The sequence below is a fragment of the Mesorhizobium sp. M1E.F.Ca.ET.063.01.1.1 genome (assembly GCF_003998155.1).
In the GTDB taxonomy this organism is placed as follows: Bacteria; Pseudomonadota; Alphaproteobacteria; order Rhizobiales; family Rhizobiaceae; genus Mesorhizobium.
Genome location: NZ_RZSC01000113.1, coordinates 1 through 11,988, shown reverse-complemented (window position 1 = coordinate 11,988; position 11,988 = coordinate 1). Strand labels below are relative to the sequence as shown.

Sequence of the window (11,988 nt, the reverse complement as noted above, 5' to 3'; positions counted from 1 at the left end):
TTCTCGATCTGGTCGATGCGGTCGGCCTGCCCTGCCCGGCCTTCGACCGCCGCGCGGATCATCGCCCGCGCCTGCTCCTCCATCGAGCAGCCATTTTCGGCCGCCAGTTGCCGCAGCAGGTCCTTGACCTCGTCGTCAAGGTTGCGGATCGTGATGCTGGCCATGTGATTGCATCCGCTTCAAACTGGTGTCAGCAATGATAGCAATGCAATCAAATCACGGCAAGGCGGGCGGCGTTCAGAAGATCCGCCAAGCGATATAGATCAGCGTCAGCGCGATCACCCACAGCGCCACGCGGCCGGAGCGGGTATGGCGGGCTTCGGCCTTGCCGATGGCGCGCGCGGTCGCCTCGTCGAATCGCAGTCCATGTTCGGCCATCAGGTCGATTTCGCGCGACAGCCGCTCGGTACGGGCGGCAATATCCGGCGCTTGCCTTGCCAGCGCCACCAGCGCCTTGCCGGCGTCGCGAGCGTCGGTCAGCATTCCGCGCGGACCGAGATTGCCGGCGATCCAGTCGCTGACCACCGACTCCGACGTCTTCCACATGTTGAAGGCCGGATCGAGCGTGCGGGCGACGCCTTCGACGACGACCATGGTCTTTTGCAGCAGGATCAGTTCCGGTCGCGTCGCCATGTCGAAAAGTTCGGTGACCTCGAACAGAAGGGTCAAGAGCTTGGCCATCGAAATGGTGTCTGCCGATTGGCCATGGATCGGCTCGCCGATGGCGCGGATCGCCTGCGCGAAAGCCTCGACATTGTGCTGGCGCGGCACATAGCCGGCCTCGAAATGCACCTCGGCGACGCGCTGATAATCGCGAACGATGAAGCCGTAGAGGATCTCGGCTAGGAAACGCCGCTCCTTCTTGCCGAGCCTGCCGGCGATGCCGAGATCGACGGCGACGATGGTGCCGTCCGCCTCGACGAACAGATTGCCCGGATGCATGTCGGCATGGAAGAAGCCGTCGCGCAGCGTGTGCCTGAGGAACGACTGGATGAGATTGGCGGCGATCGCCTTGAGATCGTGACCTGCGGCGGCAAGGCCGACCAGATCGTTCATCTTGATGCCGTCGATCCACTCCATGGTGATCACGTCGCGGCCGGTCCGCTCCCAATCGACCGCGGGCACGCGGAAGCCCGGATCGTCTTTCGTGTTTTCACCGAGCTCTGAAAACGCGGCCGCCTCGAGCCGCATGTCCATTTCGACCTTGGTGGTCTGCGCCAGCGTTTGGGTCACCTCGATTGGCCGCAGTCGGCGCGACGAGGGAATGTATTTCTCCTGCAGGCGAGCGGCGAGGAAGTAGCTCTCGAGATCCTGGAAGAAGCGATGGCGCACGCCGGGCCGGATGACCTTCACCGCCACCCGTGAAGCCTTCCCGTCGCGAACGACTTCGGCGCCGTGCACCTGGGCGATCGAAGCAGCCGCAACCGGCTCTCCGAGGCTGGCATAGAGATCGTCGATCTTGCGCCCGAGCGAGGCCTCGATCGCCGCGATCGCCTCCGCTTTTGGGAAGGTGTGCATCTTGTCCTGCAGCAGGGCGAGGTCGACCGCCATGTCGTTGCCGACGACGTCCGGCCGCGTCGCCAGGAACTGCCCGAGCTTGACGTAGGATGGACCCAGTCGCACCACCGCCTGCGCCAGCCGGTCGCCGCGCTGGTGGGCGAGCGCGCGGCGGCGGGCGAGCACACGTGCGAGCCGCCAGCCGAGCTTCGGCATGCCGGAAAGCTCTTCTCCGGGCAGCGCCGCGACGACGCCTTCGCGGACCAGCACCCAGCCGGCCCTTGCGAGCCTGAAACCAGCCCCGACGGTAGTCATCGCTGCGCTTGCCTCAAAGCTTCCAGCCCGAATGAAGCGCGGCGATGCCGCCGGAATAGTTGCGGAAAGTGACGCGGTCGAAGCCCGCGCGGGTGATCATGGAAGCAAAATTCGCCTGGTTGGGGAACTTGCGGATCGATTCGACCAGGTAGGAATAGGGTTCACCATCGCCTGTCACCGCCTTGCCGATTTTCGGGATCGCGTTGAAGGACCAGGCCTCGTAGACCTTGTCGAGCAGCGGCATGTCGACCTCGGAAAACTCCAGGCAAAGCAAGCGCCCGCCGCGCTTCAGCACGCGGAAGGCTTCGCTCAGCGCCACATCGATGCGCGGCACGTTGCGGATGCCGAACGCGATCGTATAGGCGTCGAACGTTTCGTCCTCGAAGGGCAGCGCCTCGGCATTGGCCTCGACGAAAACGGTATTTTCCGAGAGGCCTTTCTTATCGGCCCTGTCGCGGCCGACTTCGAGCATCGAGCCGTTGATGTCGAGCACCGTGGCGTGCGCCTGGCGCTGGCTTGCCTCGATGATGCGGAAGGCGATGTCGCCCGTGCCGCCGGCGACGTCGAGCACCTTCCAGCCCGGACGCTTGGGCGGATTGAGCCACGCGACCATCGCGTCCTTCCACAGCCGGTGCAACCCGCCCGACATGAGATCGTTCATGAGGTCGTATCGATTGGCCACCTTATGGAAGACATCGTTGACGAGGGACTGCTTGTCGCCTGCGCCCACCTTCCTGAAACCATAGGAAGTTTCCATGCCACCCGCGGCCGTGGTTCTCTCAACTGACATTATTTTGATCCGCCATAAAACCGGCGGGACCATAGCCGATCGATGGGGCCGGCGCTATTGTCCGAGGCGCGGTTTTCGGCCGCGCCTTCAAAACGGGTTCGGGCAGGATTTCGCATGATTTTCCGCTCGGAATCGGCGCGAGGACAGAATACCGGACGGGATGGCCGCATGATTTTGAAAGCCGAATTGCACTGCCACATCGAAGGGGCAGCGGCGCCCGACATTGTCGTCGGCCAGGCCCGCAAATACGGCAAGGACCCCTCGCCCTATATCCAGAACGGCTCCTTCGTCTGGCATGATTTCACCTCCTTCCTCGCGGCCTACGACTTTGCCTCCGACCTGTTTCGCACGGAGGAGGACTATGCCCGTCTGACCGACCACTACCTCACCAGTCTCGCCCGCGACGGCGCGATCTATTCGGAGATCTTCACCTCGCCGGACCATGCCAGGAAGGCCGGTCTCTCGCCCAAGGCCTATACGGACGCGCTCGGCGAAGGCATGGCCCGCGCCAAGGCCAGGACGGGCATCGAGGGGCGCATGATCGTCACCGGCGTGCGCCATGCCGGCGTCGAGGCGATCGAGCAGGCGGCGCGCTTCGCGGCCCGCTGCGGCCATCCCCTGGTGACCGGTTTTGGCGTTGCCGGCGATGAGCGGATCGGCGATTTCGAGGATTATGTGCGGGCATTCGAGATCGCGCGCGAGGCAGGCCTCGGCGTCACCATCCACGCCGGAGAGTTGATGGGATGGGAAAGTGTCAAGGCAGCGCTGGACCACATCCGCCCATCGCGCATCGGCCATGGCGTGCGCGCCATCGAGAATCCGGACCTCGTCCGCCGTATCGCCGATCAGGGCGTGGTGCTGGAATGCTGCCCCGGCTCCAACATCGCGCTCAAGGTTTTCGCAAGCTTCGCCGAGCATCCCTTCCCGGCGCTGCGCGCCGCCGGCTGCAAGGTGACGCTCAACTCCGACGACCCGCCCTATTTCTGGACCTCCCTGAAGCGCGAATACGATATCGCCGCCGAGCATTTCGCGATGGACGACAAGGCGCTCACCGCCGTGACCAGGACGGCCATAGAGGCGGCCTTCGTCGACCGGAAGACCAAAGCGATGCTGCTAGGCCGGTTGGACGTGAAGGTGCGGTGAGAAGGGAATAGTGAGTAGTCAGTAGTGATTGATTTGGCCGTGGGCGCATCGCGCGGTTGAAGGCTGGCGCTTTCCCTCAGTCAGGGACTCGCAAATCGGCTCACTATTCACTACTCACTATTCACTACCCACTGCGAACCAGTCGGAGCACATCATGCAGGGCGTCACCGTCGTCGACCATCCCCTTGTCCAGCACAAGCTGACCATCATGCGCAAGAAGGAGACCTCGACGGCCGGTTTCCGGCGGCTGCTGCGCGAGATCTCGCTGCTTCTGGGCTACGAGGTCACGCGCAACCTTGAGCTCACCACCACCACCATCGAGACCCCGATCGAGGAGATGGAAGCGCCGACGCTGGAGGGCAAGAAGCTGGTCTTCGCCTCCGTGCTGCGTGCCGGCAATGGCCTGCTCGAAGGCCTGCTCGACCTGGTGCCGGCGGCGCGCGTCGCCCATATCGGCCTCTACCGCGACCACGAGACGCTCGAGGCGATCGAATATTTCTTCAAGGCGCCGAGCGACCTCGCCGATCGGCTGGTGATCGTCGTCGATCCGATGCTGGCGACCGCCAATTCCGCGATTGCGGCGATCGACAAGCTGAAGGGGCGCGGCGCCACCAACATCCGCTTCCTCTGCTTGCTGGCCGCGCCGGAGGGCATCGAACGCTTCACCAAGGCGCATCCGGACGTCCCGATCTTCACCGCTTCGATCGACCGCCAATTGAACGACAAGGGCTACATCATGCCGGGCCTCGGCGATGCCGGCGACCGTATGTACGGAACCAAGTGAGCGCCTTTTCTTAACCGCTCGTTTACGCAAAGATCACGGTTCCATCGCGCGTTAAATCTGAAAACACCATGCCGGCTTAAGGATGCGGCCTTCACGAAGGTCGATCCATGCTGCGCAAGCTTGTCATTCTTGGCGTCTTTGCCGGAACCTCGGCATCGATCCCGATCCTCTACCAATCGAACCCGCAGGCGGTCGAAAGCCTGCTGAAATCGGCGGTCGCGCCCAAACCGGCGGCGCCGGAGGCTCAGCCCAGCGTCAATCTCGCCTCGGTTCCAGCCAGGCCGGCGGCGCCGACGCCGCTTGGCCGCCAGGTGCTGGTCAATGCGGATGAACGTGGTCATTTCACCTCCGCCTTCAAGCTCAACGGCCGCCAGATCGACGGCATGATCGACACCGGCGCGACGCTGGTCGCCATCAACACATCGACGGCGCGCAGGATCGGCATTTCGCTCAACCAGTCGGATTTCAATCAACAGGTGAACACGGCAAACGGCGCCATCAAGGCGGCCGTGGTGACCGTCGAGCGCCTGCAGATCGGCAAGATCTCCATCGACAATGTCCAGGCGGTCGTTCTCGACGACCGGGCGCTGCAAACCAACCTGATCGGCATGAGCTTCCTGCAGCGGCTGCAGAAATACGAGGTCCAGAACGGCGCGCTGCTGCTCGTGCAGTAGATCTGGCCTGAAGCAATTCCAGGAAAAATGTGTAACGGTCAGGCTCGGCGCCTTCGCCGTAGCCTTCCGTCCGGAATTGTGTAGACAAATAGTTATAGCGGCAGGATCCGCCTGAGCACCGTCTTTTCGGCGGACGGCTTCGAGGCGCCGATCGTATAGGCGGAGCGCACCGCTGCGGCGGCAGCCTCGGCATCCGCCTCGGTCCGCGCATGAACCAGTGCCAGCGCCTCGCCCGCCCGCACTTCCCCGCCCACCGGCAGCAGCCTGGTGAGGCCGACGGCGTGATCGATCCTGTCGTCCGGACGGGTACGCCCGCCGCCCAGCGCGACGACGGCGAGCCCGATGTCGCGCGTCGCGATGCCGGTGACGAAGCCGTCCTCCACCGCTTCAACCGCCAATTCCACCGCCGCTTCGGGGAGATATTTTTCCGGGTTCTCGACGAAGTCGGCGGGACCGCCGAGCGTCGTCACCATACGCGCGAAGACCGCCGCCGCGCGGCCGCCGGCAAGCGTCTCGGCGGCGCGCCTGATCCCGTCCTGGTTCGACGACACAATCCCCGCCGACTGCAGCATTTCGGCGGCCAGCGCCAGCGTCACGTCCTCCAGCCGGCGGTCGCGGACCCGGCCGGTGAGGAAATCGACCGCGTTCTTCACCTCGACCGCATTGCCGGCGGCCGAGGCCAGCGGCTCGTTCATGCCGGTCACCAGCGCCGAGGCCTTCAGGCCCGCGCCATTGGCGACTTCGACCAGGCTGTTCGCCAACGCGACCGCATCGCGCGATTTCTCCATGAAGGCGCCGTTGCCGACCTTGACGTCGAGCACCAGCGAGCCGAGCCCGGCGGCGAGCTTTTTCGACAGGATCGAGGCGGTGATCAACGGCACCGACTCCACCGTGCCGGTCACGTCGCGGATCGCGTAGAGCCGGCGGTCGGCCGGCGCGAGATCGGCGGTCTGGCCGATAATGGCGCAGCCGGTTTCCAGCACCGTTTTGCGGAAGCGCGCCACATCCGGCTGGCTGGTATAGCCGGGAATGGCGTCCATCTTGTCGAGCGTGCCGCCGGTATGGCCAAGGCCGCGGCCGGAGATCATCGGCACATAGGCGCCGCAGGCGGCGACGATCGGCGCCAGCATCAGCGAGACATTGTCGCCGACGCCGCCGGTCGAATGCTTGTCGGTGACCGGGCCCGGCAGGTCGGACCAGTCGAGCACGTCGCCGGAATCGCGCATGGCAATCGTCAGCGCCACCGCCTCCTCACGGCTCATGCCTTTGAGGAACACGGCCATGGCAAAGGCGCCGATCTGTCCCTCCGAGAGGGTGCCGGCCGTTATCCCCTCGATGAAGGTCGCGATCTCGGACGCCGAGAGCCTGTGGCCGTCGCGCTTGCGGCGGATGATTTCCTGGGGGAGCATCAGCTTTCCGGCAAACCTTCCTGGAAGACACGCCGCAGGATCGTCGCCAGCCGCGCGCCGCCGATCGGCGCCATGTCCTTGGTTTCCTGGTGCGAGAGCTCGGCTCCGGTCATGCCGGCCGCCAGGTTGGTGATGACCGAGCAGGCGGCGACCTTGAGGCCGAGGAAGCGGGCGAGGATGACTTCCGGCACGGTCGACATGCCGACGGCGTTGGCGCCCATGATGCGCGCCATGCGGATCTCGGCCGGCGTCTCGAAACATGGTCCCGAGAACCACATGTAGACGCCCTGGTGCAGCGCGGTGCCGGTTGCCTTGGCCGCCTTCTCGATCGCCTTGCGCAGACCGGCATCATAGGCCTCGGTGAGGCCGACGAAGCGGCGGTCGCTCGGCTCACCGATCAGCGGATTGGAACCGGAAAAATTGATGTGGTCGGTGATCAGCATCACTGAACCCGGCCCCATGTCGGGCTCGACGGAGCCGGCGGCGTTGGTGAGAATGAGATGCGAGATGCCGATGCCGGCAAGCGCCTCCAGCGCCGGGCGCATCGCGGCGGCGTTGCCGTGCTCGTAGTAGTGGGCGCGGCCGGACAGCATCAGCACGGGCGTGCCGGCGAAATACCCGGCCACCACCTCGCCGGCATGGCCGGAGACACCGCTTCGCGGGAAGCCGGGCAGCTCGGCATAAGAGATACGCCGCGCATCCTCGACCTGGTCGACCAGTCCACCCAGGCCGGAACCCAAGACAAGGGCCGCGGTCGGCGCCAGCCCGTCGAGCTTCTCGACCAGATGATCCAGTGCTTCCTTCATTTCAAGCCGCTCTTCATTTCAAAATGTCGCCCCTGAAGCCGTAAGGCAGCATATCGCCCATGGTGACTGTTTCGACCACGCCGGTATTGTCGCAGAGATAGAGCTTGGTCTCCGGCCGGCAGAACTCCGCCAGCCGCTGCCGGCAGCCGCCGCAGGGCGTGCATCTGGCCATGCGCTCGGCAATCACCGCGATCTCGGTGATCTTGCCGCCGCCACCCATGATGTAGTGGCCGAGCGCCGTGGTCTCGGCGCACCAGCCTTCGGGATAGGACGCCACCTCGATGTTGGCGCCGGCAAAGATGCGCCCGTCCTCGGTGCGCAGCGCCGCGCCCACCGGAAACTTGGAATAGGGCGCATAGGCCTTCGCCATCGCGGCCTTCGCCGCCTCGAACAGATCATGCGACATTCAGGTCTTCTCTCCCACGATCTTGTCCAAAAGCCGATTGCCACCGAGGCGGGGCCGTTCGTGTCGTCGCGATCTCAGCGTTCCTTGACGTAGGGCACGCCGCCGGCGCGCGGCGGGATCGCCTTGCCGATGAAGCCGGCGAGCAGGATGACGGTGAGCACATAGGGCAATGCCTGCATGAACTGCACCGGTACCTTGCCGATGACCGGCAGCGCCGTGCCTTGCAGGCGGATCGACAGCGCGTCGAGGAAGCCGAACAGCAGGCAGGCGAACATGGCGTTGACCGGCTTCCATTTGGCGAAGATCAGCGCGGCGAGCGCAATGTAGCCCTTGCCCGCCGTCATGTCCTTCACGAAGCCGCCATTCTGCACCATCGACAGATAGGCGCCGGCGACGCCGGTAAGCACGCCGGTGCAGATCAGCGCCCGGTAGCGCAGCCAGGCGACCGAGATGCCGGCGGTGTCGACGGCGGCCGGGTTCTCGCCGACCGCGCGCATCCTGAGGCCGAAACGGGTGCGGAACAGCACCCACCAGGTGAACGGCACCATCGCGAAGGCGAAGTAGACCAGGATCGAATGACCCGAGATCAGCTCGGCATAGATCGGCCCGAGGATCGGCACGTCACGGACGGCTTCGGCGCCGGGCCAAACGATCGCCTCGAACCGCTCGCCCGGCTGCAGCGCCGGCGTGCGTCCGCCCTGCTGGAACCAGGCCTGGCCGAGGATGATGGTCGAGCCGGCGGCAACGAAATTGATGGCGACGCCGGAGACGATCTGGTTGCCGCGATGCGTGATCGAGGCGAAGCCGTGCACCATGGCGAAGGCGACCGAGATCAGGATGGCCATGCCGAGGCCGATCAAGGCGGAATGGAAGACCGAGGCCGCGGCTGCGCCGGCGAAGGCGCCGACCAGCATCTTGCCTTCGAGGCCGATGTCGAAGATGCCGGCGCGCTCGGAATAAAGGCCGGCGAGGCAGGCAAGCAGCAGCGGCACCGACAGTCGGATGGTCGAGTCCAGCACCTGGACGATGGCGGCGAAACTGTCCATCTCAGGCCCCCTTCCCCTTGACCGCTTCGATGCCGACAGCTTTCGGGCTGAACGAGGCGAACAGCGTCTGGATATACGGCCTGAACATATGCTCCAGCGCCCCGGCAAAGAGGATGACCAGGCCCTGGATGATGACGATCATGTCGCGGCTGATCGCCGGCATCTCGAAGGCAAGTTCGGCACCGCCCTGGTAAAGCATGCCGAACAGGATCGCCGCCAGCACGATGCCGACCGGATGCAGCCTGCCCATCAGCGCCACGGCGATGCCGACATAGCCGGCGCCCGAGACGAAATCGATGGCGACATTGTGCTGGTCGCCCATCACCGGGTTGAGCGCCATCATGCCGGCCAGCGCGCCCGAGATCATCATCGCGGTGAGGATGATGCGGGTTTCCGAAATACCGGCATAGCGCGCAGCCTTCGGGCTATGGCCATAGGTGCGCATCTCGTAACCGAGCTTGGTGCGCCAGATCAGCAGCCAGACCAGGAACGCCATCACCAGCGCCAGCAGGAAGCAGATGTTGAGCGGCGCCGAGCGGATCTTGGCGCCGAACAATTCGATGATCCAGTTGAGCTTCGGCAATTCCGCGCCGGCGAGGAAATTGCGTGTCTGCGGCGCCTGCGATCCGGCCGGCTTCAGCGGACCGACCAGCAGATAGACCATCACCGAGGCGGCGATGAAGTTGAACATGATGGTGGTGATGACGATGTGCGAGCCGCGCTTGGCCTGCAGATAGGCGGGGATGAAGCCCCAGAGCGCGCCGAACACCGCCGCGGCGACGATCGCTATCGGAAAGATCACCCACCAGGGCAGCACGCTGTCGAAGCTGAGGCAGACGAGCGCGATGCCGAGGCCGCCGATATAGGCCTGGCCCTCGGTGCCGATGTTGAACAGGCTGCAATGCGCCGCCACCGCCACCGACAGCCCGGTGAAGATGAAGGTGGTGGCGTAGAACAAGGTGAAGGCGATGCCCGTGCCCTTGCCGAAAGCGCCCTCGACCAGGATGACGGCGGCGCGGAACGGATTTTCGCCGACCAGCATGACGACGAAGCCGGCGACGATGAAGGCCACCGAGAGATTGATCAGCGGGATCAGCCCATAGTCGGCCCAGGCCGGCAGCTTGGCGTAGGGCGTGCTCATTCGGCGGCCTCCTGGTGTTCGACGCCGGCCATCAGGAGACCAAGCTCGCCTTCGGTCGCCTCCGGCCCGCGCTCGCCGACGATGCGGCCGGCGAACATCACCAGGATGCGGTCCGACAGCGAGCGGATCTCGTCGAGCTCGACCGACACCACCAGCACCGCCTTGCCCTGGTCGCGCATGGCGATCAGCCGCTTATGGATGAATTCGATGGCGCCGACATCGACGCCGCGCGTCGGCTGGCCGACGATCAGCACGCCGGGGTCTTGCTCCATCTCCCGCGCCAGCACGATCTTCTGCTGGTTGCCGCCCGAGAAATTGGCCGTCCTCAGCCGCGGATTGCCAGGACGGATGTCGTATTTCTCGATCTTGTCCTTCGCGTCGGCCATGATGGCATCGACGTTGAGAAACGGTCCCTTCAAATAACGCTCGTCGTCGTGATAGCCGAGGATCGAATTCTCGTTCTCCTCGAAGGCGAGCACCAGCCCGACATGGTGGCGATCCTCCGGCACATGCGCGAGACCGCGGTCGCGCAATTCGCCGGGATCGGCCTTGCCGGTGAGGTCGACCGGCTTGCCTTCGAGCATGACCTCGCCCGAGACGGCATGCCGGATACCGGAGATCGCCTCGAGCAGTTCCGACTGGCCGTTGCCGGCCACGCCGGCGATGCCGACGATCTCGCCGCCGCGCACGTCGAAGGAGACGTCGTCGACCATGGTGACGCCGCGCGAATCCTTGACCGTCAGGTTCTTGACCGAGAGCTTTATCGCGCCGGCCTCCGACTGGCCCTTCTCGACCCGCAAGAGCACGCGCCGGCCGACCATCAGCTCGGCCAGCTCGCCGACCGTGGTTTCCTTCGTCACCCTGGTGGCCACCATGGTTCCCTGGCGCATGACCGACACCGTGTCGGTGATGGCCATGATCTCACGCAGCTTATGGGTGATCAGCACCACCGTTTTTCCCTGCTCCTTCAATTGCTTGAGGATGCGGAAAAGGTGGTCGGCCTCGGCCGGCGTCAGAACCCCGGTCGGCTCGTCGAGGATCAGGATCTCGGCGCCGCGATAGAGCGCCTTGAGGATTTCGACGCGCTGCTGGAGACCGACCGGCAGTTCCTCGATGACGGCATCGGGATCGACCTCGAGGCCGTATTCGCGCTCGAGCCGCTCGAGCTCCGAGCGCGCCTTGGCGATGCTGCTCTTCAAGAGCGCGTCATTCTCGGCGCCGAGGATGACGTTCTCCAGCACCGTGAAATTGTCGACCAGCATGAAATGCTGGTGCACCATGCCGATGCCGAGCGCGATGGCGTCGTTGGAGGTGCTGATCGACACCGGCTTGCCGCCGACGTGGATTTCGCCGCTGTCGGCCTGGTAGAAGCCATAGAGGATCGACATCAGCGTCGACTTGCCGGCGCCGTTCTCGCCGACGATGCCGTGGATGGTGCCGCGCACGACTTCCAGGTTGATGTCGCGGTTGGCGCGCACCGCGCCAAAACTCTTGTTGATGCCTATGAGTTCGATTGCGGCTTGCGCCATGCAGCCTGTCCCACTCTTATTTTTTTATCGCTTGGTCAAAATGCCTAGCATGATGCCCCGCCCGTGCCAATTGGCCGGAACACCATTCACTCTCGACAAATCCCCGCGCGCTTGTCAATTTCGAACGTGGCCGAGAGCTTCACATTCACAGAACCCGAGTTTTGAATGACCAAACCTGACGACCGGCTGACGACGCTGGAAATCCGTGCCGCCGAGCAGGAAAAGACGATCGAGGAACTGTCCGGCCAGATAGCCGAGCAGTGGAAGGTGATCGAACGCATGGAACGCAAGCTCGCCGCCCTTGCCGATCGGTTCCTGGCCCTGGAGGAGCAGGCCGCTCCCGACGTGCCGGTGACCAAGCCGCCGCACTATTGAGCGGGCATTGGGGGGTGAGCGGGCATTTTTGGGGGAGAACGGTCATGGCCAGTGAAGGAGACCGCATCGCAAG

12 protein-coding genes are annotated in these 11,988 nt (G+C 64.6%); 4 read left to right on the top strand and 8 right to left on the bottom strand.

The annotated features are described in order from the left end of the window. Window positions 1-237: 237 nt before the first annotated feature. Both ubiB and ubiE read right to left on the bottom strand, forming a co-directional pair. Window positions 238-1,812, bottom strand: coding sequence for a 2-polyprenylphenol 6-hydroxylase (ubiB, locus tag EOA29_RS11520; protein ID WP_126092078.1), 1,575 nt, complete (start codon window positions 1,810-1,812; stop codon window positions 238-240). 13 nt (window positions 1,813-1,825) lie between these two features. After that, a complete protein-coding gene (gene ubiE / locus EOA29_RS11515; protein ID WP_126092077.1) occupies window positions 1,826-2,602 on the bottom strand; it encodes a bifunctional demethylmenaquinone methyltransferase/2-methoxy-6-polyprenyl-1,4-benzoquinol methylase UbiE in 777 nt (258 codons plus the stop codon). 168 nt (window positions 2,603-2,770) lie between these two features. Here ubiE and EOA29_RS11510 point away from each other — a divergent pair, with 168 nt between their 5' ends. From EOA29_RS11510 to EOA29_RS11500, 3 genes are all read left to right on the top strand, one after another. Next, the gene (locus EOA29_RS11510; RefSeq protein ID WP_126092076.1) at window positions 2,771-3,745 is read left to right on the top strand and encodes an adenosine deaminase; all 975 of its coding nucleotides are present in this window, start codon (window positions 2,771-2,773) and stop codon (window positions 3,743-3,745) included. 154 nt (window positions 3,746-3,899) lie between these two features. Then, complete coding sequence (gene upp, locus EOA29_RS11505) at window positions 3,900-4,529, top strand: uracil phosphoribosyltransferase (protein ID WP_067002624.1); 630 nt, start codon at window positions 3,900-3,902, stop codon at window positions 4,527-4,529. A 107-nt stretch (window positions 4,530-4,636) separates the two neighbouring features. Then, window positions 4,637-5,203 carry a TIGR02281 family clan AA aspartic protease gene (locus EOA29_RS11500; protein WP_126092075.1) on the top strand — a complete coding sequence of 189 codons (567 nt, stop codon included), beginning with the start codon at window positions 4,637-4,639 and terminating at the stop codon, window positions 5,201-5,203. Between the two features lie 92 nt (window positions 5,204-5,295). Here the strand turns inward: EOA29_RS11500 and deoA are convergent, their stop codons facing one another. The 6 genes from deoA to EOA29_RS11470 form a co-directional block, all read right to left on the bottom strand. After that, window positions 5,296-6,612, bottom strand: coding sequence for a thymidine phosphorylase (gene deoA / locus EOA29_RS11495; RefSeq protein WP_126092074.1), 1,317 nt, complete (start codon window positions 6,610-6,612; stop codon window positions 5,296-5,298). Continuing rightward, the gene (locus EOA29_RS11490; RefSeq protein WP_126092073.1) at window positions 6,612-7,418 is read right to left on the bottom strand and encodes a purine-nucleoside phosphorylase; all 807 of its coding nucleotides are present in this window, start codon (window positions 7,416-7,418) and stop codon (window positions 6,612-6,614) included. The genes deoA and EOA29_RS11490 overlap by 1 nt, the downstream gene beginning before the upstream one ends. A gap of 13 nt (window positions 7,419-7,431) precedes the next feature. Next, window positions 7,432-7,824 carry a cytidine deaminase gene (cdd, locus tag EOA29_RS11485; RefSeq protein ID WP_126092072.1) on the bottom strand — a complete coding sequence of 131 codons (393 nt, stop codon included), beginning with the start codon at window positions 7,822-7,824 and terminating at the stop codon, window positions 7,432-7,434. Window positions 7,825-7,898: 74 nt separating this feature from the next. Then, window positions 7,899-8,870 carry an ABC transporter permease gene (locus EOA29_RS11480; protein ID WP_126092071.1) on the bottom strand — a complete coding sequence of 324 codons (972 nt, stop codon included), beginning with the start codon at window positions 8,868-8,870 and terminating at the stop codon, window positions 7,899-7,901. Between the two features lies 1 nt (window position 8,871). Then, window positions 8,872-10,011 (bottom strand): ABC transporter permease, encoded by a 1,140-nt coding sequence (locus tag EOA29_RS11475; protein WP_126092070.1) that lies wholly within the window; start codon window positions 10,009-10,011, stop codon window positions 8,872-8,874. Beyond that, a complete protein-coding gene (locus EOA29_RS11470; RefSeq protein WP_126092069.1) occupies window positions 10,008-11,540 on the bottom strand; it encodes an ABC transporter ATP-binding protein in 1,533 nt (510 codons plus the stop codon). The genes EOA29_RS11475 and EOA29_RS11470 overlap by 4 nt, the downstream gene beginning before the upstream one ends. 165 nt (window positions 11,541-11,705) lie before the next feature. Here EOA29_RS11470 and EOA29_RS11465 point away from each other — a divergent pair, with 165 nt between their 5' ends. Further along, window positions 11,706-11,915 (top strand): SlyX family protein, encoded by a 210-nt coding sequence (locus EOA29_RS11465; RefSeq protein WP_126092068.1) that lies wholly within the window; start codon window positions 11,706-11,708, stop codon window positions 11,913-11,915. The last annotated feature ends 73 nt before the right edge of the window (window positions 11,916-11,988 follow it).

Bases quoted from the DNA above. Each gene is read 5' to 3' on its own strand.
- EOA29_RS11510 (WP_126092076.1), top strand. From the start codon at position 2,771: ATGATTTTGAAAGCCGAATTGCACTGCCACATCGAAGGGGCAGCGGCG.
- EOA29_RS11475 (WP_126092070.1), bottom strand. From the start codon at position 10,011: ATGAGCACGCCCTACGCCAAGCTGCCGGCCTGGGCCGACTATGGGCTG.
- deoA (WP_126092074.1), bottom strand. From the start codon at position 6,612: ATGCTCCCCCAGGAAATCATCCGCCGCAAGCGCGACGGCCACAGGCTC.
- EOA29_RS11500 (WP_126092075.1), top strand. From the start codon at position 4,637: ATGCTGCGCAAGCTTGTCATTCTTGGCGTCTTTGCCGGAACCTCGGCA.
- ubiE (WP_126092077.1), bottom strand. From the start codon at position 2,602: ATGTCAGTTGAGAGAACCACGGCCGCGGGTGGCATGGAAACTTCCTAT.
- EOA29_RS11480 (WP_126092071.1), bottom strand. From the start codon at position 8,870: ATGGACAGTTTCGCCGCCATCGTCCAGGTGCTGGACTCGACCATCCGA.
- EOA29_RS11470 (WP_126092069.1), bottom strand. From the start codon at position 11,540: ATGGCGCAAGCCGCAATCGAACTCATAGGCATCAACAAGAGTTTTGGC.
- EOA29_RS11465 (WP_126092068.1), top strand. From the start codon at position 11,706: ATGACCAAACCTGACGACCGGCTGACGACGCTGGAAATCCGTGCCGCC.
- ubiB (WP_126092078.1), bottom strand. From the start codon at position 1,812: ATGACTACCGTCGGGGCTGGTTTCAGGCTCGCAAGGGCCGGCTGGGTG.
- EOA29_RS11490 (WP_126092073.1), bottom strand. From the start codon at position 7,418: ATGAAGGAAGCACTGGATCATCTGGTCGAGAAGCTCGACGGGCTGGCG.
- cdd (WP_126092072.1), bottom strand. From the start codon at position 7,824: ATGTCGCATGATCTGTTCGAGGCGGCGAAGGCCGCGATGGCGAAGGCC.
- upp (WP_067002624.1), top strand. From the start codon at position 3,900: ATGCAGGGCGTCACCGTCGTCGACCATCCCCTTGTCCAGCACAAGCTG.